Source organism: Mucilaginibacter gynuensis (genome assembly GCF_039541195.1).
GTDB lineage: Bacteria > Bacteroidota > Bacteroidia > Sphingobacteriales > Sphingobacteriaceae > Mucilaginibacter > Mucilaginibacter gynuensis.
Map to the genome: position 1 here is coordinate 1 of NZ_BAABFT010000012.1, position 25687 is coordinate 25687.

Below are 25687 nucleotides of genomic sequence, written 5' to 3' on the forward strand. Positions count from 1 at the left end.
GACAATTAGGCCATATCGATTGCCATCACCTGAGCAGGACCATCATTCGGGGGCAACACCGCAAGCTTTACCTGCTTTGTGTCATTGATGATTACTCGCGGGTGGCTTTTGCAGAAGTGATGGAAGATATTACAGCCCTTACCGCCATGTTTGCAGCCATGCGCTGTATGCGGATGATCCGTGAGAAGTTCGGCATCCAGTTCGAGGAGGTCATTGCTGATAACGGTCCCGAGTTTGGACCTGCAAACAGTCAGAACAAACGCAACCATCCTTTCGAGCGGATGCTGATGGAAACCGGCATCAAGCGCCGCTACATCCAGCCCTACCGCCCGCAAACCAATGGAAAGGTGGAACGCTTTTGGAGAACTCTCAAAGAAGACCTCATCGAAGAAGCCGACTTTGACAGCCTTGAAGAGTTCGAAGATGAGCTGGTACAATACCTGGTGTACTATAACTGGGAAAGACCCCACCAAGGTATTGGAGGCAAAAAACCTATCGATATGATCACCCTAAACAACAAATCATAAATCAACTAATCTGTCCTCGAATTAATAAACCCTTACAATTGCGAGGAACGAAGCAATCTCGTCGCGTTCTTCTGCCTTTGTTGAGGTTGTGCTGTAATTTGCGTCAGTCTGCTCTTGGCCGCAGTTGCCCATTACTTTTGAGGGCAAAAGTAACAAAACCCTTGTCCAGCAAAAGGCTTCTTTGCCGCACGTGGCCATAGCCCCGCAAAGCGTGCAGAACTTTGGGCTGGAGCTTTTGCCCCACCACGCGTTCCTTACCCACATGCAACAAGTTCCTATGCCCGCCTTTGCGCTCTTAGCCTCCACAGTTCTGCCCGTTTTCGCCCGAAGCTGTTTACTGACGAGTAAGAAAAACCTAAAACCCTCTCCAATGGAGAGGGTTGGAAAAATCACTAATAAATTGGCGTGTTAGATTAAATAGTGTTGAAATAATAGTATTTTAAACCAAACTATTGACAGCCAGCCCAAATGAATGAGAAACTTGCGAGCAGCGCCCCTAAATTAAAGAAAACCCTGGGCGTGGCCTTTGGCGTATCCATGATAATTGGTGGCACTATTGGCGCGGGGATATTGCGCACGCCGGGCAGCGTGGCGGCATTATTACCAAATGAAGTTTTAATCCTCAGCTGCTGGCTCATCACCGGGTTATATATCCTGCTATCGGCCAGTTCGTATGCCGAGCTCACTACCATGCTGCCCAAGGTAGGCGGAGCCTTCAATTATATACAGCGGGCTTTTGGCCATTACACCGGTTTTGTTACCGGCTGGTTTGATTTTGTGCAAAACGCTATTGCACCTGCCTTCTTCTGCGTTGTATTGGGCGAATACACCGCCATGCTTTTCCCGCAGCTAATCGGGCATTCAACCCTGCTTGCTGCCGGCTTTTTAACTTTATTCACACTCATTAATTTGCCGGGGGTAAAAAGCGGCAGTACTACACAGCAGATCACCAGCTTTTTAAAGGTTCTTTTGTTTTTGGTGTTGATAACAGGCTGTTTTTTAGTAAAACCGGCAGCAAGACAGGCTTTACCCGTTAGCTCAATGCCAATATTTAACGGCGCTATAGTGGTGGCTTTTTTTAAAGCGATGCAACTGATATTGAGTACTTATGATGGCTGGATGTCGGCATCGTTTTTTGCTGAAGAAAATGATGACCCTGGGAAGAGTATACCACGATCGTACTTTATTGGCGCATCGGCCATTATCGTATTGTATATATTGGTGAATGCGGCCATATTGTATATACTACCGGTTAGTACGGTTGCCGGGGCGCCCCTGGCAGCATCGGCCGCGGCGAAGATAGCTTTTGGCAGTTGGGGAGGTATGTTTATTAACATTGTGGCCATTTTTACTATCATCAGCATATTAAATGCCTATATGATGATACCGCCGAGAATACTTTTCGGCATAAGTCGCGAAGGTTTTTTTATAAAGCAGGGTACTTATTTAAACAAGGGCGGTACGCCATATTACAGTATGCTGGTTTGCTATGGGTTGTCGCTCTTGCTTATCCTCAATAACTCTTACGAACAGCTTTTCGGTTTGGGCGCGGTAATGCTTACCGTTGTTACGTCGTTTTCGTTCGCAGCGTTGTTGTGGCTACGCAAAAAAGAACCCGATTTGCCACGGCCTTACAAGGCATGGGGCTATCCTTACATGACCATACTTGCGCTGCTGGTTACACTGGTATTATTGGTTGGTTTTATGATTAATGATGTGCGCAGCTTTCTTATCGTGGCATCGCTGTTTATCGTGTCGTGGCCATTTTATAAATTGATCATCAGACTTAATGGAGTTAAGGGTTAGTCAATAGCTGCATTTTTCAAAAATGATAGTTCTATTGTCTTTTAGAAACGCGACCTTAAACCACTGTTTTTCCTTGTTGAATAATACTACACCTATATCGTTATCTTTATCTTTTATTTTTTTGGTGATATCGTAAAATCCCGAATAAACACCAGCTTTTTGTGAAGCTTTATCAATGTCAAAATCGGGTTTGTTCGTAATTTGATTTTTTATTTTGGCGTAATCGCTTGCATCCAGTTTAATTATTGCCGTTGCACAATAATCTCCGTATATATCCAGATAGGATGAATTTTTATCAGTAAGGCTGACAGAATCCGGTAGCTGGATACCTGTGTTGATTTCAAATTCATCCTTATAAAAACTGTCATCAGGAAAAATGGCGGTATAGGTTTCATAGCCGGATATTAACAAAATAATTAAAACGTAAATGCGATTTATCAAAAGGCTTTTCGATGCCGTCAGTTTACCTGATCGAAGCAGCCAGTTCCTGATAGGGACATATATGAGGTAGAGTATGCCTCCGGCAATACCAACAATAATAAATACGATAAAAAATAAAAGTCCGCTTGATATATAGTCATTCATGTGGTTCTTGCGATAAGGTTATTCGTCCTCGTAAAGCTAACGTTTTTGTATCGATTATTTGAAATTCGCAAATAACAGATTGATTCGTTCAAACACCCTGCCTTAAATCCTCTCCATCTTTGTATTATAAAATTAGATACAAAATGGAAACAAAAAATAAGATAGCCCTCGTAACCGGCGGCAGCCGTGGCCTGGGTAAAGACATGGCCCTGCGTTTGGCCGAAAAAGGCATAGATGTAATCATTACCTACAACAGCAAAGCCGACGACGCGCAAAAGGTAGTAGAACAAATTAAACAAAGCGGACGGAAAGCAGCCACCCTGCAACTCAACACCGGCGATGTTAAAAGCTTTGACGCTTTTGCAACAAAATTAAGTGAGGTTTTAAGTGCTAATTTTGCTACCGATCATATCGATTTCCTGGTGAATAACGCGGGCATAGGCGGCTATCAACTCATCAGCGATGTTACCGAAGAGTTTTTCGACGAATTGCTGAACATCCACTATAAAGGCGTTTACTTTTTAACGCAAAAAATGCTCCCGCTGATGAATGATGGCGGCGGTATTGTTAATGTATCCAGTGGCCTTACACGTGTGGCGATGCCACGGTCGTCGGCTTATGCAGCAATGAAAGGCGCGGTAGAAGTATTTACCCGTTACCTGGCTAAAGAGCTTGGTTCGCGCGGCATCAGGGCCAATACAATTGCTCCCGGTGCCATACTAACAGATTTTGGCGGCGGCCATTTAAGGGCGAGCGAGCAAACCCAAAAAATAGTAAGCGAAATAACCGCCCTGGGCAGGCCCGGCGAAGCCGATGATATTGGCGGTGTTGTAGCGTTTTTATGTACCGATGATGCCCGCTGGGTAAACGCGCAGCGCATAGAAGTATCGGGCGGTATGCTGGTATAAACCTTAACGGGTTAAAATTGTTAAATTTGAATATAGCAAACACATTATGATCACCAATTCTTCACTCGATGACTTTTATCAGCGAAACGGCGCGCCGCTTCCTGATGGTATCCATAAAGAGATCGGTCATTTTAATGTGTTTGAAACCGAAAAGCTGTTTGATAAGAAAACCGGCGACAGGATAATGCCTTATAGCCGGCGCGCTTATTATAAAATAAGCTGGTTGCGGGGAAAAAGCAAGGCCGAGTATGCTGATAAAGTAATTGACATCAGCGAAAGCGCCCTGCTTTTTGCAACGCCCAAAATACCCTATCACTGGCTCCCGGCAGATGCCGACCAAACGGGCATGTTCTGTATTTTTACAGCCGATTTTCTTACACCCCATAAAGCAGGTGTTACGCTGGATGATCTGCCGATATTTCAACCCGGGCAATTACCCGTTTTTCAGCTTGGCTCAACCGAAGCGCAGGAGGTGGAATATATCTTCCGGAAAATGCTTAAGGAACTGGGGGCCGATTATAAGTACAAGTACGATCTGCTACGCAATATGGTATTGGAGCTGATCCACTACGGACAAAAGCTGCAGCCTTTGTCGGCACTTAGCGCAGGGCAGAATGCTGCCGAGCGAATCTCCTCTTTATTTATCGAACTGCTGGAGCGGCAATTCCCGCTGGAGCCATCACAGCAAAGGCTTGGCCTGCGTACCGCTAAAGATTATGCCGACCGCCTGGCCGTGCACGTAAATCATCTCAATAAAGTATTGAAAGAAGTTACAGGCAATACCACTACTCAGCTCATCAGCAAAAGGGTGATACAGGAGGCCAAGATATTGCTGAAGCAAACCCACTGGAACATTGCCGAAATATCGTACACCCTCGGTTTTGACGATCTGGCGCATTTCTCTAATTTTTTTAAAAAGCAAACTTCCTTTACGCCGGTTGCATTTAGGGCCTAATAATCTTATTTTAGTTGATAATTATAACCAATTAATTAACCAACAAAATGATAAGAAATATACTGGGCATTATTGCCGGCTATGCCATTTTTGCCGTTCCGGCTGTACTGCTGTTTCAAATATCGCATCAAAACCCGCACGGATCCGCGAGCTTAGGGTTTAAACTTTTTACCGTGGCGTACGGTGCCTTCTTCGCTTTTTGGGGTGGCTTTATTTTACAGCTGATAGCGGCAACCAAGCGTTCACGCATGAATGTTATCCTGTCTTTTATTATAGCGGCATTCGCTGTTTTTTCGCTTACCCAATCAGGCGGCAGCCATTGGACGCAGTGGTTCGCTATTTTTATTTTCGCGCCCATGTCCTTTTTTGGTGGTTTTTTGTTTTTAAGGCGAAATAGTAATTGATTATTAGGGTTTTATATCAATTTTAGTATATTTATCAAAGTATTGCGCGGCCCCTCGCAACGGCATGTTTGTTAGCATTGTTACTTATTTATTTAAACCTATAATCAATGAAACAATCACTATTGCTGCTGCTTTTATGCGCGGCTTTCGCCGGATGCCAAAACAAGGCCACTACAACTACAGAATCAACGGTTGATACTACCTCGAAACTCAATTATCCCTTTAAAGCCAAATATTCGTTAAACTGGCAAAAAGGCGATGAAAAGAACGCGCTTATCGTACTTAACTGTCTTAAAAATTACAATGCCGGAGATGTAAAGGCCGCCGCTAAAGATTTTGCCGATACCGTAACCTTTGTGGCCGACAATTTTTATTTTAAGGGAAAGCGCGATAGTTTAGTAGGTATCTTGTCGCAGATGAGAAGCGAAATAACGGATGTATCCAAGGAGTTTGATACCTGGATGACCACCTACTATCCCGATAACAAAGAAACATGGGTTACCTTATGGTACGTTGAAAAATGGACCGACAAAAAGGGTAAAAAAGATTCACTCTACTATGTCGACGATGTATTGCTTAAAAACGAAAAAATTGTAGTGTACGACGAGAAGATAAGGCATTATCCTGCAAAGAAATAATGGGATAACAGGAGGGTTAACGGGTATTTACAAAGCATCAGTACCTGGTTCAAAATCAATAGGCAAAAGGTCGGCAAGGCGCTGTTTACCCCAGTACCCCTCCATTTTTATGGCCGCCGGGTTTACAAATACACCATTAATATCAAAAAAAGCATATAGTTCGTTAAGATAAACAATGGTATCCCATTGCCCTAAACTGTTGGGCTGATTTACTGCTACAAGGTTGAATGAGCTATTGGGTGTTTTATTGCTTTTTTTATTTTTATAAGTAATAAACATTGTTGCGGGATAGCTCATCGCGTAGAGTGAGCGTTGGTCTGTTGTATAAATAAAGTTTCGGTCATGCAACTCGCACGACCAGTAATAGAGCAGTTTTGGCAAGTTCTGTATGTCTCGCCAATAAGCTAATGAGTCATTGGGTCTGAAGGCGGCGCTGCCGAATTGCGCGCGGTCACTGTATTTTTTAAGCATGGCATTAATCACGGTATCCGATGGTCTTTTATAATTAGGCGACAACTCAAATATTTTAAAACCTTGCTGTTCTGTGTCATTAGCCAAAACAGAGCGTAAAAAATGTTGTGATGATCCCTCGTAAGCCTCCATTCTGTTACGCCGCCAACGTTGCTGCTGTATGGCATCACCGGTCATTGGTTCAAATTGTATATATCCTTCGTAGGCTACATATAATTTTTTTTCATCACGTGTAAATTCATTAACGAGATATTTTATACGGTAGCCTAAAGCTTTATTTTCAACAATTAAAAAGTCAGATGTGCTTGCGGTCAATAGCTTATCGGCCGCATTATAATTGATGTCAATTATTTTCGGGTTAATAATTTCGCATTGTTTCGCGAAGCGCGACCGGCCTATTAATTCATCTTTAAATGCCCTGATATCTTTTTTAGAGATCTCCCGTGCTTTTATCTTTACACCCGAGAGTGAGGTGGTTTTCGATTTAAGATAAATTGCCGGTATCTTGATGTCGTTATATACCTTAACAGAGTAACGGTAAGGTTCATAGCCAACCATCGAAACAATTAATTCGTATTGGCCGGGTTTAACATTGTTTACACTATACGTGCCCTCATTATTGGTCTGAGTGCCATTTGTAGTATTGTTCAAAAAAACAGTGGCATTGGGTAGCGGTTTTTTATCGTCAGCATCATAAACCGTACCCGTAATTTTATGTTGAGCGAAGCAGGCAGCAGATAAAATAAATAGAAAAATAGTTAAATAAGGTTTCATAAGTATGATTACAGGCTGCTTTCGGTAGGTTCAAAATCGGTGGGTAAAAGTTCGGCAACACGTTGCCGGCCCCAGTAACCTTCCATGTGTATGGCAGATGGGTTTATGAACACCCCGTTTATATCAAAAAAAGCAAAAGGCTCTTTTATGGTCAATACTGTTTCTCCATTACCTAAACTATAGGTTTGAGCAGCGCCAATAAAATTAGGCATGCTGCCAATAGCCATATTCCGTTTATTGATTTTGTACCCGATGTAAAACTTTTCAGGGTAACTAATGGCGTATAACGAGCGCTGGTCGGTTGGGTGAATGATAGCTTTGACGCTTAACTCACCGGATAAAAAATAATTTGGCAAAAGCTGCTTGGCTCTCCAATAGTTAAGAGAATCTTTTGATACTGAAATGTTAGTATTAGCCATGCCGCTTGCCCAAAATTGTTTAAGCTTGGCATTGATCAGGCTATCTGATGGCCTGTCGCGGTTAATGCTAAGCTTATACATTTTAAATCCTTCGCCTTGTATATCGTTAGCTAATACCGCCCGTAAAAAATGTCGCGATGAACCGTTGTATGCTACCATGCGGTTACGCCGCCAAATTTGTTGTTGTGCGGCGTTACCTTCCAATGGTTCAAACTGTACATAACCTTCATAGTAAACGTATAGTTTTTTCTCGTCTTTAATAAAATCATTAACGAGGTATTTCACCTTATAGCCCAATGCTTTGTTCTCAATTATTAAAAATCCGGATGTGCTTGCTGTTAATATCTTGTCGGCAGAGTTGTAATTTATATCTATAACATTAGGGTTGATTATTTCGCATTGTTTTGCAAAATCTGAGCGGCCTATCAATTCATCTTTAAAGTCGCTGATATTTCTTTTTGAAACAGGGCGCGGTTTTACATTTACGCCCGACAGTGAGGTGGCTTTAGTTTTTAAGCTGATCTGGGGTACTTTAATATCATCATTTACCTTAGCCACATAATGAAAAGTTTGGTAACCAACCATAGAAACTATCAACTCATACTGCCCCGGTTTAACATTGTTTATACTGAAGGTGCCCTCCGGATTGCTTTGGGTGCCATTTGTAGTATTGTTTAAAAATACATTTACACCGGGCAGTGGCTTTTTATCATCGGCATCATAAACTATCCCCGTAATTTTGTACTGCGCAAAACATGTCGCGGTTAAAAAAAACAGCAGGATAGTTAAACAAGGTTTCATTATTTAAATATAGATACTAACCGTTGTTAATTTAAAATTTAAAAGCCCGGTTTGCCCAAATTAAACAACAGTAACATAATTGTTAGGTTATGCTGCATTGCAAATGAGTCAACTCATTTCAGTGTTGATCTTTTCAGACGGATCATTAGCGGCTTTTCTATCCATGTATAAACCAACACCCCACCAATAATAGCAATCGCTGTAAATAACAATATAATGAGAGACGGATCAATCATCCCAAGCCATCCCTTTTTTAGCAAAGTACCAATAGCCAATGAAAACAACCCGTGCGTTAAATAAACGGAGTACGATGCATCGCCTAAATAGATCAAATACCGGTTAACTGCCGACCTTACCGGGCACAGCATTGCCGCGGTAAGCAACATTAAGCCCGCCAAAGGCGCACGGTATGCTACCCTTGAAACGTTAACTGGTTCGAAGTAAAGTGCCAATAAGGCAATCGCGATCAGCAAGGCACACAGGTAGTTACTTTTAAAGAGCAGCTGGCTTTTTTGCAGATGAAGAAACAATCGCGCCAGCAAAACGCCTAAAACAAACTCCATAATAAGCGGCGAACTGATAAGGCCTGTAACCGGTAGATAAACGCTTTTAAATGATAGTGCCAGGCCTGCTAATACCGACAGGCTGATGCACAGGTAGAGGATAAAATGTTTTTTCTGCTTCAATAGTATCCCCAAAGAGAATATGAGATAAAAATATAGCTCGTAAGCAAGCGTCCAGCCTTGTGATACAATGGGGTGGATGAAACCATGGTGCCCGGGTTTATCAGCCGGGATCAGCAGGTAAGATGATATAGTGTATAATGGCGTTATCGGGTTCGATCTGAATGCCAGTCCGCTTAAAATTAGCAGTACATATACCGTTGTAAACAGCCAGTATAAGGGGTAGATGCGTAATGCACGTTTAAGCATAAATGCCGGTGCGCTGTCAGCCTGCCTGTTTTTGTTAACCGTGGTGATATAGATGATGAAGCCGCTGATCACAAAAAATATATCAACGCCCGATGTGCCCCATAAAATAAACTGCTTTTTAGCAAGTAACGATTGACCATGATCGTAATTATACACCGCGTTAACCACATGGCAAAACACAACCATAGCCGCCGCTATGCCACGCAGTATTTGTATGCCCTCAAGTTTTCGCGGTTTTACGGGTATGATGTTGGTGCTTTCGGTCATTTTTGCTTTCGGTACTATTATAGCAAAAAACAGCGGCACATAGGCTGCTTATTTATCGCCGGACTATAGCCGTAAAACTATTGGCTTGAAAGCTGTGTTATCTTTCAGTATTTTGCCAACCTAAAGCATTGAATGGAGAATTACAGCATAGTTATATTTATACTCGCCATTATGATTGGGCTATCGGCCATTGCCGATAAGGTGAAACTGCCTTACCCGGTGTTGTTAATTATCGCAGGTATCGGCGTAGGCTTTGTACCTTCCATCCCCAATATCGCTTTAAACCCCGAAATAGTTTTCCTGATATTTTTGCCGCCATTGCTGTATGATGCCGCGTTCAATATATCGTACCCCACCTTTAAAACCAATATCAACACTATAAGCACACTGGCTATAACGCTGGTGTTTATCACGGCATCGGGCATAGCGGTGGTAGCGCATTATCTTATTCCGGGGATGACCTGGCCATTGTCGTTCGTGCTGGGTGCTATACTTTCAGCTACTGATGCCGTGGCTGCCATGAGCATCACCAAAGGACTTGGCCTTTCGCATAGCACCAACACGATATTAGAAGGGGAGAGCCTCGTAAACGATGCCTCGGCGCTGGTGGCTTATCGCTTTGCCGTGGCCGCGGTAACGGGTACCGCTTTTGTGTTTTGGAAGGCCTCTTTAGAGTTTGCCATATTGATGGCAGGCGGGGTATTGGTAGGACTTGTTATGGGTAAAATACTGGCCTTTATTATCAACCGGGTGCATAATAACAGTATGGTAACCATTAGCTTTATGTTGCTGATGCCTTTTGTAACCTATTTAATAGCCGAAGACCTGCATGTTTCGGGGGTGATAGCGGTGGTGCTGCTTGGCCTGAGTATTGCCCGGTTCAGCAAAAAGGTATTCCCCGAAAAGTTGAAACAGCAATCAAAATCCATTTGGGATGTGATCATATTTCTGCTGAATGGGTTGATCTTTATTTTAATAGGATTACAGTTTCCGTATGTTATAAAAAGCATTAGCCCAAGCCAGGTGTTGCCTTATATTGGTTATGCTTTTATCATTACTGTACTTGCCCTGTTGTTACGCATGATCCGTGTGTTTTTGCAGCGCATTAATCTGCAAAGGGCGTTCGATAAAGGTAAACACCGAATCACCGAGGAAGCGCTGCTCAACATGAAAGATAGTTTGATCATCAGTTGGTCGGGCATGAGGGGGATTGTGTCATTGGCTATTGCCATCGGCTTACCTCATGAACTTGCCGACGGCACACCGTTCCCGCAGCGGGATGCTATTATATTTATATCGGTAGTGGTGGTATTGTTTACGCTGATAGGGCAGGGGCTTAGCCTGCCGTGGATTGTGAAGCGGTTAAAAAGCGAATAAGTCAAACTGCTTTCACGGTTAATGCTTCTTCTCTCCCGAATATTGCTTTTCGCCCGCCTCCACTTTTAGTTTAAGGCTGTTTTCCGATGGTGGTTTTGGACATTGGTAACCATCAGCATAGGCGCAGTATGGGTTATAAGCTTTGTTAAAGTCGATCTCTACATGGCCGTCATTAATATCCTGCACTTTCAGGTCGATATAGCGGCCGCCGCCGTAAGTTTCGTTGCCGTTGGTTTCATCGGTAAAGGGCAGGAAAAGATAGTCTTTGTATTCTTCCATTTTTGACAGGCGCGGATTTCTGTAAATAGTTAATTGTTGCGGTTTGCCATTAAGTGTGAACGATATTTTGGCAAAACGTACATATTGCTGGTTGCTGCCATTGAACGTCGGAATTTGAAAGGTGGCTTCGTTCAGTAATATTTCCACATCGGCAATTACCCGGTAAGTGCTGTCGGCATCATAAAAATGGAGGTTCTTCAGATCGGTTTGTTTGAGGGGCGAATTGGCATCCTTCAAAAAATCGTCCTTATAACTTTGGCGATGAGCTGCCAGTACGGTGTTGTAATTTTGCGCGAAACTATTTGTAGCGACAAGGATAAAGAGCAGGAATAAATATTTCATTGTGTATTGAACGTGTTCTGTTTCAATGCGCAATTTATTTATTTAGCGGGATTTGTTATAAAAAAAATAAAAACCCCGCGATAATTAAATATGCAAGGCTTAGGATATTGGGTTAAGCGTGTAAAAAATGTGTTTTCTGCCGCTTTTATTAGTTATAGATATTTTCTATTTATTACTATCTAATATATTGAAGAAATTCATCGCGCTTTGTAGCTTCTAAAAAGGCGCCCGAATATTCGGCGGTAATGGTGCTGCTGCCAATGTCTTTTACCCCGCGCGATGCTACGCATAAGTGCTCGGCATCAATTACTACGGCAACATCTTCGGTTTGCAAAACGGTTTTTAGTTCGTTGGCAATTTGTATGGTTAAGCGCTCCTGTACCTGCGGCCTTTGCGCGTAATATTGTACAATTCGGTTAAGTTTTGAAAGCCCTATTACCTTGCCCGACGATATGTAAGCGATATGCGCCTTGCCTATTATCGGTACAAAATGATGTTCGCAATTGGAATACACGGTAATATTCTTTTCCACCAGCATTTGGCTGTAGCGGTACTTATTATCAAACAGGGTTACCTGTGGTTTATTGGCAGGGTTAAGTCCGCCGAAAATTTCTTTAACATACATTTTCGCTACACGGCCGGGAGTGCCGTTCAGGCTGTCGTCGGTAAGATCGAGCCCCAGGGTTTGCATAATTTCCCTGAAATGATAACTGATGGCCTTTATCTTCTCTTCGTCGGTAAGGTTAAAAGCATCACCACGCAATGGGGTATCGTAGCTGGTGCCTACATGCTGCTCGCCTAAAATGTCTTCAATATCTGTTAAAGAAAGGTTGCTATCCATACAATTCAACTATTTGGCTTGCAACTTAGCTATTAAGCGTTAATGATGAATGTGTTAATTTGGCTTATTACATTTGTTAAACATTTTTCAGGTGATTTTTGAAAATATGTTTAAAGCCATATTAAACAAAATTAGCCATCTTTAACAAATACATGCGCGGTTCTAATTTGCGGGTACTGCACATAACACTGATGGAAATACAAACAATTAAAGCAGGCTCTTTATCAACCATTAGTTGGGTTGGCGACAACATTATTGATTGGGCGAAAACCACAACATACCTTGCCAATGGTACAGTTAAGCAAGGCGGCACATATTATAGTTTTGGGTTTGACGCTGCTATTACGTCGGCAGATGGGCAATATGCTTTTATATATAAACGGCTTGGTACTAAGGGGCTGCTATTAAAAGATGGTGAAGAGCTACGGGAGATCAACAGATCATATTATTGTGCTGATGCTTATGAATACCCGGCCGCTTTTGTTACAGTTGATGGGGTTACTTATTTAATACATTGCCCTTTAGAATATTGCCGTATTGATTTTGAGAATGTTGAAACGGGCGAATTGGTAACTGATATCCCCGGCAGAGAACCTGCTGACGTGTTTCACTCGCGATTTGAAATTAGTCCCGGAAGCAAATATCTCATGAGTAAAGGTTGGGTATGGCATCCTTTGGATGTTGTGTATGCCTTTAACATAACTGAATGCCTTAACAACCCATTATTGCTTGATCAATGGCATTTGTATGATGAGCATACGGCCGAAATTTGTACCGCGAGTTTTATTGATGATGAGCTTGTGCTGTTAGGGGCATCTGACGAAAGTATAAACGATGAAGCTACGGGTTTCTTAAAAAACCATATTGCAATTTGGAATATATTAACCAGGACGATAGAGAGCAAAGCAAAGGTTGATGTTGAATTTGGTAACCTGTTTGCCATTAATGCTGATTTTGCCTGGGATACTGTTGGTCATCCTAAAATTATAAATATTAAAACCGGGGAAGTTGTTGACAGGCAAGAAGACTTTGATAGCGGAGATCAGCGATCGAGTATAATAAGCGACAGTAATACCCCTCCTCAAATAGTTTTTAAACGCCATACAAAACAGCTGGCCATTACCGATAAAGAGGGGATAACCATACTTACACCTTCACCGCAATATCGCCAATAGCAAACCTTTTCACCAGGCCTTTGTAGTATTGATATCAATCTGCTAACCATGGTTTTATGGCTGCCGTAGCGTTAAATAGTTCGGGGGGTAAATGGGTAATGGTGTCGGCTATACTGGCATCGGCTATGGCATTTATTGATGGTACGGCGCTAAACGTGGTGCTGCCCTCTTTGCAGCAAAGCCTGCACGCTACCGGTGCCGATTTGTTTTGGATACTGAACGCTTACCTGCTGATGCTGGCCTCGCTCATTCTTATCGGTGGCTCGCTTGGCGACAGGCTGGGGCGCAAAAAGGTATTCATGGCGGGGATCTTCATTTTTATAATAGGTTCGGCAGCTTGCGGACTGGCGGCGGATGTTACCCAACTCATCATTTTTCGTATTGTACAGGGCATTGGTGGCGCGTTTATGATTCCCGGCAGCCTGTCGCTTATCTCGGCATCAATTAACGAGCAGGAGCGGGGCAAGGCCATCGGTACATGGTCGGCAATAACTACGGTGGTTACGCTTGGCGGGCCTATATTGGGTGGTGCTTTGGGCGATGCCGGTTTGTGGCGATATATCTTTTTCATCAATATCCCTATCGGCGCTGGGGCGCTGGTGGCCGTATGGCTTAAGGTTAAAGAAAGCCGTGAAGAGGATACCGGCCAAACGCTCGACTTATGGGGTGCTATCGCGATAGCTCTCGGATTAGCGCTGCTCACTTTCGGTTTCCTGCGGATCCCGGCTATTGGCTTTGCGCACTGGCAGGTATATGGTTCTTTGGGCGGCGGAATATTGTTACTGATCGCTTTTATCCTGATAGAAAAAAATAGCCGGTACCCTATGATGCCGCTGCAACTGTTCAGTAACCTAACTTTTAGCGGCGCAAACCTGCTTACGTTTTTCCTCTACGCTGGCCTTGGCGCGGGGATGCTCTTTTTATCGCTTAATTTGGTACAGGTACAGGGATATACCCAGTTGCAATCGGGCTTAACGTTTTTACCGTTTACTATACTGATGATCACCATTGCCCGGTTTGCAGGCGCACTGGCAGATAAGCACGGCCCCCGATGGTTGCTTATTTGCGGACCGGCCACGGCGGGCCTTGGCTTGCTTATTCTCTCCTTTGTACAACAAACCAATGGCCCCGGCGATTATTGGACAACCTTTTTTCCCGGTGTAATTGTGTTTGGGTTGGGCATGTCGTTCACGGTGGCGCCGCTTACCACGGCGGTAATGGGTTCGGTAAGTGATCATTTTTCGGGCACGGCATCGGGTGTAAACAATGCCATAACCCGTATTGCCAATGTTTTTGCTAACGCGATATTCGGCGCCTTGGCGGTGCTGTTCTTTACAGGGGCTTTAGAAACACAGGTGAAAGAAATTCCCATCAACACCAAACAAAAGCAGGAAGTAATGGCCGCAGCGGCCGATTTGGGGAATGCCAAAGTTCCTGCTGATATCAGTGACAATGATAAAATGGTTATAGAAAAGGCCTATCATCGAAGCTTCATCAGCGCTTATGGCAGCATTATGCGCATCTCCGCCGGTTTAGGTTTCTTAGGTGCATTAATGGCTTTCCTGTTTATCAGGAATGATGTTGTTAAGAAGGAGCCCTTATGATAGAGTAAATTTTTTGGAGCAAATATTGTAATTAGGTAGAAACAAAGCATCCGGCTTACAGCCTTAATCAGCTACAGATACTTCATCTCTACCCAAGAACAGGATAACAAAAATTATATTTAATAGGCAATCGTCACCTCATTACTATCATTTGCCAGCAAGCTATTCAGTTTTACAGCCTTTTCGTTAACTGTTAACGCTTTCAGGCCCTTATCAAAACCGTGCAATACCAACTTTATTTTATCAAAGCGGGATATAAAACTGCCTTCTACTTCAGATAAGGTGATGGTTTTTGCCTGCGGATCGAAGCTGATAGTACGCTTGTAATAGGTGCCGTTTTGGTGGTTATAGGTATCACCATCATCTTCGTAGTAAACATATTCGGTTGCGTCGTTACCGTTCCAAATGTTGAGTTCGAGGATGCCGTCGCCTTTTTCGCTGGTGCTTTGTATTACGCTTTGCATCGGTATAATGCTGCCGCCTTTTACAAACACGGGCAAATCGGTTAGCGGTGCAGGCACAACAACGGCCTGTGCTCCCTCATACTGCTCTCCTGTAGTTAAACGGTACCAGTTGCCTTCGGGCAGGTAAACGTCGGCCAGCAGCTTGGTGCTTTCTACCGGGGCTACCAGTAACGCGTCGCCAAACATAAACTGGTTTTGATATTTCAGGTTGAATACGTTTTCATCATTAGTGTGATGGATAGCCAGCGTGCGGCTTAGCGGCAAGCCTGTTTGGGCAGAGTGGTAAAAACCCGAATAAATGTATGGCAGCAATTTATAACGCTGTTCAATATCCTTTTTAATTACTTTTTCATTTATATCGCCCCAGTGCCATGGCTCGCGCATGGCAGTGCCAATTTCGGCATGGTTACGGAACATCGGGATGTATACGCCCAAGGAGTTCCAGCGCAGCATCAGTTCGGGTGTCGGGTTGCCGGTATAACCGCCAATATCCACACCCGCGAACGACATGCCTACCAACCCCAAGCTATTGATCAATCGCTGACCGTATAACATGTGTTCGTCGGTAGCGGTGTTGTCACCCGTCCATACCGCGGAGTAACGCTGTGTACCACAATAGGCCGCGCGTGTTAATACAAACGGGCGTTTATTACCCAATATTTTGCGTGTACCATTGTAAGTGGCTTTGGTCATTTCCATGCCGTATACGTTACGTACCTCGCCAATATATTTATCGCCAAACTTAACGTTAAGCGGAATGTTTTGCCCCCAGGCGGCGGGCTCGTTCATGTCGTTCCAAAAGCCCTCGATACCCGGCTCGGTAAGCGCGGTGAACGATGCACCCCACCATTCTTTTACCTCATCGTTAAAAAAATCGGGAAAGTAGCAGCGGCCCGGCCAAACGCTGGCGATGTATTTATCGCCGTTGCTGTAAGTGGCAAAGTAATCCTTCGCTACACCTTCATCGTACTGCTTGTAACCTTCCTCCACCTTTATACCGGGGTCAACAATACTTACTACCTTAAAGTTGATGGCCTTGAGCTGGTCTATCATGCCTTTCGGGTCAGGGAAAGCCTCTTTGTTCCAGGTGAAGATCTTATAGTTGTCCATGTAATCAATATCGCAATAGATCACATCGGCAGGTATTTTCCTCTTCCTGAAATTGGCGGCCACATCCAGCAACTCTTCGGCACTCATGTAGCTGTAACGGCATTGCTGATAGCCCAAACTCCACAATGGCGGCATATCCATACGACCGGTTAACCAGGTATAATCCTTTATAATTCCGGCCACGGTTTGCGCACCGAAAAAGTAGTAGTTCATATCCCCGCCATCGGCACCAAACCAGCTCATTTCATCATCGGTAGTAGCGCCAAAATCGAAATAGCTTTTATGGGTATTATCGAAGAATAACCCGTAAGTCAGCCCATCATGCAGACCGATAAAAAACGGGAAGGTTTTATACAACGGATCGGTTTCAATGGTATGCCTCGATGCATCGGTATTCCAGTTCACATAATGCGTACCGCGGCGGTTAAGCCCGCCTGTTTTTTCGCCCAGGCCAATAAATTTTTCATCGGCATATAGCTTACGGTAATTAACCACCCGTTCACCCTGCCAGTTCACACCGAAACGGCTATCATCCTCGCTTAAAACCTTACCATCGGTAGTGTAAAAGTTAAAACGCAGCGGTGCCTTACCTACAATCAGTTTTAACGCGCCGGTATCAATGGTGATATCATTGGCGGTTTCGGTATACTCAATATCCGTTTCCGCGTTTTGTATCACCGCGAAAGAGGTATCGGCCTTATCCGGATTACGGGTAATATTAACCTTGATAATTGCCGCATGATATACCGATATTTTAGCCGTTGCCGTGGCTGTTTTAAGTATTAAAACATTGCCTTGTTTAAGTATATTTTCTACGTTGCCTGTTTCTGTCATGTCGCTCGGTTTTATTATAAACAGGTGTTGAAAAGACCAATTTTTTGTCATTTCGAACGAGGTACGAGGAGAAATCTTCTGCTCCGGGCAAGTAGCAATATGCATTGCGAAGAAGATCTCTCCCTACGGTCGAGATGACAAGTAGTTTTCCCAACACCTGTGGGTTTTATTATAGAGCGTCATTGCGAGGTACGAAGCAATCTCTACACATGCAAATCAAATAAGCATAGTTCAGAGATTGCTTCGTACCTCGCAATGACGATGATGAATAATGATAGCCTTATTAAATGCAAAAATCCCGCCGTGTGGGGCAGGATCTTTGTTTTATTTTTAAATTATGCCCAAAGGTTGGCCGGATAAGTTCCGTTATTTACCAGCTCAGAGATATTTTCCTGTACAATTGGCTTGTCTTCTTTGTAAGTTACACCAAACCATTTGTTGGCAGTTGGGATAACCTTGAATGAAGCTACGCCGGATTTGATCAGTTCATCAGCTACCAACGGAATAAAGAACTCTGCTTTAGGGTTAGTTTCATTAGCTTCAACAAACTTTTTGAACATTGGCTCGCTTTGTTTGAACACAGCCGGAGTAAAGCCCCAGAAGTTCATTGATACGCGGGTATCGTTCGGTAGCGGGTACTCAACACCACCATCTTCGTAAACTACGCTGCCATCCTCTTTAAAGTATACTTGTGTACGCTCGTTGATCTCTATCATGTTGCCATCTTCAACTTTACATACACCACGAGATACCGAACCGTTTTCTGATAAGGTTTTATCAATTTGGTAACCTACCAGTGAGTAAGTATCGTCAGATGCTTCTGTAGTTAAAAATTTAGCCATTTTTTCAAACGCGTCGAAACCGTAAAAGTCATCGGCATTGATAACGCAAAACGGCTCTTTCACCTGGTTGCGGGCAGCTAATACAGCATGCGCGGTACCCCATGGTTTAGCACGTTCCACTTCTTTCTCAATACCGAAAGGTTTAAGATCAAAGCCTTGAAACACGTAATCAGTTTCAACCTTACCTTTTAATTTAGGCTCAAATATGGTTTTAAAGTTTTCGGCAAACTCTTCGCGAATGATGAAGCTTACTTTACCGAAACCTGCTTTAATAGCATCATATATTGAATAATCGATAATGGTTTCGCCGTTAGGGCCAAAGCCATCTACCTGTTTCATACTGCCATACCTGCTGGCCATACCTGCAGCTAATATTAATAACGTTGGTTTCATATTTTAAATGTGATTATGATGTGTGTCAATTTACCGTATTGATCGCCAATGATAGGTGTTGATGATTAATTCAGCGTATTTTATGCTTTAACAAATTATTTATTACCTGATGTACCTGAAATCCTGCCCGGCCTCAATGGTGAGCAAGCTTTCGTATATCAGGCGTATTACATTATCTACGTCTTCCTTGTGTATCATTTCAACCGTAGTGTGCATGTAGCGCAGCGGCAGCGATATTAATGCCGATGGCACACCGCCGTTAGAGTAAGCGAAGGCATCGGTATCGGTACCTGTTGAACGTGACGATGCCTGGCGCTGAAAAGGAATATTAGCCTTTTGCGCGGCAGCTATCAGCAGCTTGTTCAGGTTGGTTTGCACCGCCGGGGCGTAAGATACTACCGGGCCACGACCGCAAGCCAAATCTCCCTGGGTAATCTTGTTGATCATCGGCGTAGTGGTATCGTGCGTAACATCGGTAACAATGGCTACGTTTGGCTTAATGTGATGCGCTATCATTTCGGCACCGCGTAAACCTATTTCTTCCTGCACTGCATTTACTATATACAGGCCGAAAGGTAATTTGATATTGTTCTCTTTTAATAAACGGGCAACCTCGGCAATCATGAAACCACCGGCACGGTTATCCAGCGCGCGGCCAACATAATAGCGGTCGTTCAGCACCATAAACTCATCCTCATAGGTAATTACACAACCTACATGAATTCCCAGTTTCTCCACTTCTTCTTTTGAAGTAGCGCCGCAATCAAGGGAAATGTTTTTCAGGGTTGGGGCTTCTTCCTTTTCGCCGCCACGGGTATGGATGGCAGGCCAGCCGAAAACCGCTTTTACCACGCCGTTATCGGTATGGATATTTACACGTTTCGATGGCGCAATCTGGTGATCAGAACCACCGTTGCGGATAACGTAGATCAAACCATCGCTGGTAATGTAATTTACAAACCATGATATTTCATCGGCATGCGCTTCAATTACTACCTTGTACTCGGCATCTTTATTAATGATACCCACCGCGGTACCGTAGTTATCCACATAATGTTCATCAATATATGGTTTGATATACTCAAGCCACATTTCCTGCCCTTTCCACTCGAAGCCGGTTGGAGAGGCATTATTGATGTATTTTTCAAAAAATGATAATGATGTTTCGTTAACTACTGGAGTATGTTCGGGCGTATCCGTTTTCTTTTTAGCCATGTTTCTCACTTAAAATAGACTTTTTAGCAAAGCCTATGGCAAATATAATAAAGCTGATGAGCTTTGAAATTTATTGCAATGCTTTTTGCAATATTTCATAATCAAACCCGCCACGGTTAAAAAAGTTTCCGGTTTGTGTAAATCCCGCGCGGGTATAAAATTTAATGGCCGATAAACGCGCGTTGCACCATAAGCGGCTGCCGCCTTCGGTTATGGCAAAGTCGGTAATGTATTGCAGCATGGTACTGCCTATGCCCTGCTTTTGCAAACCGGGATCAACCGCGAACTTGCGGAACTGAAAATCCTTGTCATTCTGAAACAGCGACACTACGCCGATAAGCTTGCTATTTAAAAAAGCGCCGAAATGGATGCCATTGGTATCTTCATCCATCTTCATTTCGGCAAGGTGTTGTTGCGGGTATAATACCTCCTGGCGTAAGCGCCAGGTTAGTTCGGGGCGTATTTGTTCAATAAATAATTGCGACATAGTATATAAAAACGAATATCTGCATAGATGTTATGCATATCAAACAAAAAAACCCGGACGAGCCGGGTTTTTCCTAATTATTTTTTCCAAACGTTATTGTCAGGGTTTACATCAGGTAATACTTTTTCAGGGTCGTAGGTAACTGACTCTATCTCCTCTGTCGATGGATGTTTATAGATGAAAGTGCTATTACGCTCCCAAATCTCTACCGGCAGGTTTACGCGGTCAACCTTGCCGCTTTTCAATTTAATATCCAATATGGTTGGCATTGGCAATTTTTCCATGCTAACCAGGGTGATCAGCGCGCCTTTTGAAGCATCGCCATCAATGTATTTAAGATCGGTTACGGCAACATCATGTCTCCAGTTGTTCACAAACCAGCCTCTCCAAAACCACTGTAAGCTTTCGCCCGCGGCGTTTTCCATAGTACGGAAGAAATCATCAGGTGTAGGGTGCTTAAACGCCCATCTTTCCACATAGGTGCGGAAAGCGAAATCGAAACGCTCTTTACCTAAAATTTGCTCGCGCAGTAAGGTTAAGCCGGTACCCGGTTTAAAGTACAACAGTAAACCGTTGTTACGCTCTTTAAGGTTGGTTGGCGCGCTCATTACGGTTTCCAGATCAGGTTTGGTCAGGTAATCACCTACACGTTCCATATCGGCTGGCTTTTTCGGCGCATATTCGCCGCTGTTAAAATCGGCAGTGGTAAGGGTGTTGATAAAGGTGTTGAAACCTTCATCCATCCATCCGTATAAACGCTCGTTCGAGCCTACGATCATTGGGAACCAGGTATGACCGAACTCGTGGTCATTTACACCCCAAAGGCTTCCTTTTTTTGCTTTGTAACCGCAAAATACAATACCCGGATACTCCATACCGCCAACAATACCGGCAACGGCTGTAGCAGCAGGGTAAGGATACTCAAACCATTTTTTAGAGTTAAACTCTACCGATTTCTTTACGTATTCAGTTGATCGGCCCCATGCATCGTTGCCATCACTTTCTTCGGGGTAAGCCGAAATAGCTAATGATTTTTTGCCGCTTGGCAGGTCCATTTTAGCAGCGTCAACAATAAATGATGCTGATGAAGCCCATGAAGCATCACGCGCGTTCTTAATTTTAAAGCGCCATGTTAGCTCTGCTTTACCGCTTGGGCGGGATGCCGGGTTGGTAACTTCTTTAGCCGAACGGATGATCACCGTTTTTTCGCTCACAGCCGCTTCTGCCCAGCGTTTTTGCTGCTCGGCAGTATATACTTCCTGCGGGTTCAGTAACTCGCCCGATGCTACTACGATGTGGCTTGCCGGAGCGGTAATGCTCAGGTCGAAATCGCCATACTCCAGGTAAAACTCACCCGGACCGCTGTACGGTACAGTGTTCCAGCCTAATACATCATCATATACGCACATACGCGGGTACCATTGTGCAATGGTGAATACTTTTCCGTTTTTGGTTGCTAGTACGCCTGTACGGTCTGATCCATAATCAGGAGACACAAATGAGTAATCAATTTTAATTTTGATCTGTCCGCCGGCCGGTGCAACTTCTTTAGGTAAGAAGATCTGCATGCGGGTATCGTTGATCAGGTATTTCAGCTCGGTATCGGTACCGGCAATTTTAACCGATTTAATTTTATAACCTGCATCAAACACCTGCCCGTGGCCGCCGTTACGGCTACCGGTAACCGGTACAATTGCAGAACCGCGCGAATCTTGTTTAAACAAGTTCTGGTCGAGTTGCATCCACAGGAAACCTAATTTTTGCGGACTGTTATTGGTATAGGTTAATATTTCAGAACCTGTAATTTCACTTGTTTGATCGTTCAGTTTTGCGCTCAGCTGATAATCGGCGCGGTTTTGCCAGTATTGGGCGCCCGGCGCGCCATCTGCCGCACGAAATTCATTACCGTTTTTGGTGTAGAAAAGAGGGGCGAAAGCGTCGTGATAGTTATACTTAGATACGGGTTGCCCTCCTGTAGCCGACTCCTGCTGTGCCTGCACTGAACTTGCAATACCCAAGAAAGCCAGTAGCAAACCAGCCGTGGATTTAAAGGTCATGTTAATTAGTTTTTGTTTTAAAAGGCAAGTATACTACAAATTGCCTTAACAGGAATAAGCAGTAAAGCTTTTGTTACCAAAATATTTATTCAAAGCCAGTTATGCCGGCTCCGAATAAATATTAAAAAGAAAATTAGTTATCAATAACAGCACGCAGAACGCGTGCTGCACAGGGAAATTGCTTTTAAAGTTTTATCCCCTCTTGAGAGGGGGCGGGAGAGATTGAGCGTTGGCGGGGTGTATATTTGAACATTTCTATTCCAAAAGACACACCCCTTCACCCCTCTCAAGAGGGGAATCGCACAATTCCGTTGCGCAATGTTTTAAAAGCGATTTCCCTGATGTTCTGCTTGTCTTATTTTTTGAAGTGATCTTTATAAACAGCTTCATCAAAACCGAAGAACAGAAAATCGCCATCCTCAATTACGGGGCGTTTTATCATGCTGGTTTTTTGCTGCAATAATTGCAGGGCATCTTCTTTGGTTTTTATGGTTTCTTTAACCGCGGGGTCAAGCTGTTTCCAGGTAAGGCCCTGTTTGTTTAAAAACTTTTCGTAACCAGCCTTGGCATCCCATTTTTGCAGGGTATCGTTACTTATACCCAGTTTTTTAAAATCCTGAAAATCGTAAGCCACGTTGTTGGTCTTCAGCCAGTCGAGCGCTTTTTTAACTGTATTGCAGTTGGTTATTCCGTATACCTTCATGCCGCAAAATTAACCATTTCCGCCACTTTTACTCGCTCCACCTTTGGTGTCATCGTTATTTATACCGCGCTGGTTCTTTTTAATATCGCTGCTCAGCTTACCAAACTTATAGTTAACCCTGATAGCGAAATGGCGATAAGGCTGTACAAATGCCGATGACTGGTAAAAATCGGGCGTATTGGTTGATGAAGTACGAGTCCATTTATTACTGTATGGGTTATTAGCTACTAATGAAATAGATGCCTTTTTATCCATAAACTCTTTGGTAACCACGTACGAGTTAAAAATGAAGTATTTTGATTTACCCTGTAAAGTTACGTTACCGCTAAAGTAACCCGCGTTTAAGCCTACACGGTAGCCGCTATCAAACTTGTAACCCAAATTCGCGAAGGCATTACCAATGTATCCATCGTTTTTGTAAGGTGTGCCCCTGTAGGTACCCTCAAGCCATACATGCGAAACTTGTCCGTTAAGGCTGATGGAGAATTTCTTGGTGATATCCAGGTTGGTATTTACACTAAAGCCGAGCGTTTTATTACTGCCTAAGTTTTGGTAAGTAGTAAAGGTAACCGTATCGGGCTGGCCATTAATGGTGGTTGGCACCAGGCTGGTTACATTTTGAATGGCGTTGTTTGAAAAGGCATAGCTTAGGCCCAGGTTGATAGAACCCTTAGAGAAGTTACTGTAAGTTAACTCGAACGAGTTGTTCAGCTCGGGTTTCAGATCCTGGTTACCGGTGCTGATGAATTTAGGGTTCGAGCGGTCAACAAAGGGGTTCAACTGGAAAATACCCGGACGCTGTATACGCTGGGTATACCCCAGGTTAATACTGCTGCTTTTTAAAGTACGCTGAATTGATACCGATGGAATTAAATTATCATACCCTGTATTTAAAGGCGTACCTGTAGATTCAAAGTTGGCATCAATTGTAGTATGCTCTAAACGCAAACCCGCCTTGGCCGCCCACTTGTTCACCTTTAACTGGTACGAGTTATAAACGCTGTAAACGTTTTGCTGATAATCGAACACATTAGTTTGCGACTGATTACGATCATAAACACCGGCCGACACCAGGGTATCGGTAGAGAAATCGCTAAAGTTGTTGCGCAGGATGGCCTTACCACCAGCCTCAACATTGATGGCTTTAAACGGATGCACATAATCTAACTGCACAGTATGCTCGCGGGTACCCTGCCTGTTGTTTTGCAGGTAATCGGGGTGACCAATTACGGGGTACTGTATCCTGTCGGAAAACATATTATCGGTAAACTGTGTACCCGGCGAGTAGCTGTATTTATACGACAGGGTAAGCAGCTGATCTTTGCTGCGGGTAAAGCCCAACTGGTAGTTGAGGGCAAGATCCATACCTTTATAATGGCTATCGGTACTGTTATTTAAGCGGTACTGCTCGGTAATATCGTTATTACTCAATAACTGCTGCGAAAGCTGGCTGCCCGATTCGTCGTTGGCTTCTTTGTACATTTCAATTGAACCCGTAAGCAGGTTCAGGGTATCTATCTCATAACTTAACTCACCATTCAAATAATTGTAGTTACCGCCAAACGAGTTATCGCCCAATTGCTGCAACACCGAGTTATCCGATTTAAAAGTTTGAACGTTTTTTGAAGTATTGCTGTTACGGCGCTGCTTGCCAAAGCCTGCATAGCCCGAAAAACCAAACTTGCCCTGTTTAACGGTACCGTTAAAGTTCATACCCGAACCCCATACGGTGTTGTAACGGGCGTTGATACCTATGTTATAACCGTTGTCGGCATTTTTTGTAGTGATGATGTTGATAATACCGGCCAAACCTTCGGCATCGTATTTGGCGGGCGGCGTGGTAATTATCTCTATCTTTTGGATGTTGGTGGCCGGCATGGCTTTCAATACATCCGATGGGTTTTTAGCCATCAGGGCCGATTCTTTACCGTTGATGAGGATCTTATAGCTGCCGCTGCCTTTCAGTTTGATGGCGTCTTCGGCATCAACACTAATTAAAGGCACTTTGCGCATCATATCCAGCGCGGTAACGGCTTTGCTTTCAGGGTCGGCCTGTACATCGTAGCTGATGCGGTCAACCTCCTGCCTCATTACCGGCTTTACAGCGGTGATAGACACCTCGCCCAATTGTTTGGTAGCTGATGAAAACAGGATACGGCCCAGGTCGATCGTTTTTTTGCTGCTATCCAATTTGATCACCTTATTGGCATAACCCACATAAGCCAGTACTAATTGGTAAGCTTTACCGCCCGGAGCGCTCAGCGCGAAGCTGCCATCACCTTTTGACAGGTCGCTTTTTACAGACTGGCTGGTTTTAGCATCCTGCAAGGCTACGGTAACATAATCAAGCGCTTTGTTGCTTGCCGAATCAATAACGGTACCTTTTACCGTTATGTTTTGCGCCAAAAGTGACGACGCAAAAAGGCAGCATATTATTGTGAATAAGGATTTTCTCATAAAAAAGTGGTAGAACTATT

The 25687-nt window shown here is 43.8% G+C and carries 22 protein-coding genes; 9 read left to right on the forward strand and 13 right to left on the reverse strand.

Translation table 11 applies throughout. From position 1 onward, the window contains the following. Together ABD894_RS19515 and ABD894_RS19520 are read left to right on the forward strand one after the other, a co-directional pair. On the forward strand, nucleotides 1–527 hold a 527-nt coding region (locus tag ABD894_RS19515; RefSeq protein ID WP_345212754.1), incomplete at its 5' end, for an integrase core domain-containing protein. A gap of 468 nt (nucleotides 528–995) precedes the next feature. After that, nucleotides 996–2333, forward strand: a complete 1338-nt coding sequence (locus ABD894_RS19520; protein WP_345212755.1) for an APC family permease — start codon at nucleotides 996–998, stop codon at nucleotides 2331–2333. Here ABD894_RS19520 and ABD894_RS19525 read toward each other — a convergent pair whose 3' ends face one another. Then, on the reverse strand, nucleotides 2334–2918 hold the full coding sequence (locus tag ABD894_RS19525) for a hypothetical protein (protein ID WP_345212756.1): 585 nt from the start codon (nucleotides 2916–2918) through the stop codon (nucleotides 2334–2336). Between the two features lie 143 nt (nucleotides 2919–3061). On the opposite strand from ABD894_RS19525, the gene ABD894_RS19530 reads away from it, so the two are divergent. The 4 genes from ABD894_RS19530 to ABD894_RS19545 all read left to right on the forward strand — a co-directional run bounded on the left by ABD894_RS19530 (nucleotide 3062) and on the right by ABD894_RS19545 (nucleotide 5823). Continuing rightward, nucleotides 3062–3826: an SDR family NAD(P)-dependent oxidoreductase gene (locus ABD894_RS19530; protein WP_345212757.1), complete on the forward strand. Its 765-nt coding sequence runs from the start codon at nucleotides 3062–3064 to the stop codon at nucleotides 3824–3826. 46 nt (nucleotides 3827–3872) lie between these two features. Beyond that, nucleotides 3873–4781 (forward strand): helix-turn-helix domain-containing protein, encoded by a 909-nt coding sequence (locus ABD894_RS19535; protein WP_345212758.1) that lies wholly within the window; start codon nucleotides 3873–3875, stop codon nucleotides 4779–4781. A 47-nt stretch (nucleotides 4782–4828) separates the two neighbouring features. Continuing rightward, nucleotides 4829–5185 (forward strand): hypothetical protein, encoded by a 357-nt coding sequence (locus tag ABD894_RS19540; protein ID WP_345212759.1) that lies wholly within the window; start codon nucleotides 4829–4831, stop codon nucleotides 5183–5185. 107 nt (nucleotides 5186–5292) lie between these two features. Then, nucleotides 5293–5823: a nuclear transport factor 2-like protein gene (locus ABD894_RS19545; protein WP_345212760.1), complete on the forward strand. Its 531-nt coding sequence runs from the start codon at nucleotides 5293–5295 to the stop codon at nucleotides 5821–5823. 27 nt (nucleotides 5824–5850) lie between these two features. Here the strand turns inward: ABD894_RS19545 and ABD894_RS19550 are convergent, their stop codons facing one another. From ABD894_RS19550 to ABD894_RS19560, 3 genes are all read right to left on the reverse strand, one after another. Beyond that, nucleotides 5851–7068, reverse strand: coding sequence for a carboxypeptidase-like regulatory domain-containing protein (locus tag ABD894_RS19550; RefSeq protein ID WP_345212761.1), 1218 nt, complete (start codon nucleotides 7066–7068; stop codon nucleotides 5851–5853). A gap of 8 nt (nucleotides 7069–7076) precedes the next feature. After that, nucleotides 7077–8288, reverse strand: a complete 1212-nt coding sequence (locus ABD894_RS19555) for a carboxypeptidase-like regulatory domain-containing protein (RefSeq protein WP_345212762.1) — start codon at nucleotides 8286–8288, stop codon at nucleotides 7077–7079. Between the two features lie 113 nt (nucleotides 8289–8401). Continuing rightward, nucleotides 8402–9487: an acyltransferase family protein gene (locus ABD894_RS19560; RefSeq protein WP_345212763.1), complete on the reverse strand. Its 1086-nt coding sequence runs from the start codon at nucleotides 9485–9487 to the stop codon at nucleotides 8402–8404. A gap of 132 nt (nucleotides 9488–9619) precedes the next feature. On the opposite strand from ABD894_RS19560, the gene ABD894_RS19565 reads away from it, so the two are divergent. After that, the gene (locus ABD894_RS19565) at nucleotides 9620–10864 is read left to right on the forward strand and encodes a Na+/H+ antiporter (RefSeq protein ID WP_345212764.1); all 1245 of its coding nucleotides are present in this window, start codon (nucleotides 9620–9622) and stop codon (nucleotides 10862–10864) included. An 18-nt stretch (nucleotides 10865–10882) separates the two neighbouring features. Here the strand turns inward: ABD894_RS19565 and ABD894_RS19570 are convergent, their stop codons facing one another. After that, nucleotides 10883–11485 carry a DUF1684 domain-containing protein gene (locus ABD894_RS19570; RefSeq protein ID WP_345212765.1) on the reverse strand — a complete coding sequence of 201 codons (603 nt, stop codon included), beginning with the start codon at nucleotides 11483–11485 and terminating at the stop codon, nucleotides 10883–10885. Between the two features lie 175 nt (nucleotides 11486–11660). After that, nucleotides 11661–12326 carry a GTP cyclohydrolase I FolE gene (folE, locus tag ABD894_RS19575; protein ID WP_345212766.1) on the reverse strand — a complete coding sequence of 222 codons (666 nt, stop codon included), beginning with the start codon at nucleotides 12324–12326 and terminating at the stop codon, nucleotides 11661–11663. Nucleotides 12327–12517: 191 nt separating this feature from the next. Here folE and ABD894_RS19580 point away from each other — a divergent pair, with 191 nt between their 5' ends. Then, entirely contained in the window at nucleotides 12518–13501 is a 984-nt protein-coding gene (locus ABD894_RS19580) for a hypothetical protein (RefSeq protein ID WP_345212767.1), read from the forward strand. Between the two features lie 56 nt (nucleotides 13502–13557). Next, complete coding sequence (locus ABD894_RS19585; protein WP_345212768.1) at nucleotides 13558–15105, forward strand: MFS transporter; 1548 nt, start codon at nucleotides 13558–13560, stop codon at nucleotides 15103–15105. 119 nt (nucleotides 15106–15224) lie between these two features. Here ABD894_RS19585 and ABD894_RS19590 read toward each other — a convergent pair whose 3' ends face one another. The 7 genes from ABD894_RS19590 to ABD894_RS19620 form a co-directional block, all read right to left on the reverse strand. Beyond that, a complete protein-coding gene (locus ABD894_RS19590; protein WP_345212769.1) occupies nucleotides 15225–17513 on the reverse strand; it encodes a glycoside hydrolase family 31 protein in 2289 nt (762 codons plus the stop codon). A 335-nt stretch (nucleotides 17514–17848) separates the two neighbouring features. Beyond that, nucleotides 17849–18748 carry a nucleotidyltransferase family protein gene (locus ABD894_RS19595; RefSeq protein ID WP_345212770.1) on the reverse strand — a complete coding sequence of 300 codons (900 nt, stop codon included), beginning with the start codon at nucleotides 18746–18748 and terminating at the stop codon, nucleotides 17849–17851. Nucleotides 18749–18850: 102 nt separating this feature from the next. Beyond that, nucleotides 18851–19963 (reverse strand): M20/M25/M40 family metallo-hydrolase, encoded by a 1113-nt coding sequence (locus ABD894_RS19600; protein ID WP_345212771.1) that lies wholly within the window; start codon nucleotides 19961–19963, stop codon nucleotides 18851–18853. Nucleotides 19964–20033: 70 nt separating this feature from the next. Beyond that, nucleotides 20034–20450: a GNAT family N-acetyltransferase gene (locus ABD894_RS19605; RefSeq protein WP_345212772.1), complete on the reverse strand. Its 417-nt coding sequence runs from the start codon at nucleotides 20448–20450 to the stop codon at nucleotides 20034–20036. Between the two features lie 77 nt (nucleotides 20451–20527). After that, nucleotides 20528–22507 carry a M1 family metallopeptidase gene (locus ABD894_RS19610; RefSeq protein WP_345212773.1) on the reverse strand — a complete coding sequence of 660 codons (1980 nt, stop codon included), beginning with the start codon at nucleotides 22505–22507 and terminating at the stop codon, nucleotides 20528–20530. Nucleotides 22508–22862: 355 nt separating this feature from the next. Beyond that, complete coding sequence (locus ABD894_RS19615) at nucleotides 22863–23210, reverse strand: Spx/MgsR family RNA polymerase-binding regulatory protein (RefSeq protein ID WP_345212774.1); 348 nt, start codon at nucleotides 23208–23210, stop codon at nucleotides 22863–22865. 9 nt (nucleotides 23211–23219) lie between these two features. Then, on the reverse strand, nucleotides 23220–25667 hold the full coding sequence (locus tag ABD894_RS19620) for a TonB-dependent receptor (RefSeq protein ID WP_345212775.1): 2448 nt from the start codon (nucleotides 25665–25667) through the stop codon (nucleotides 23220–23222). Nucleotides 25668–25687: the final 20 nt, after the last annotated feature.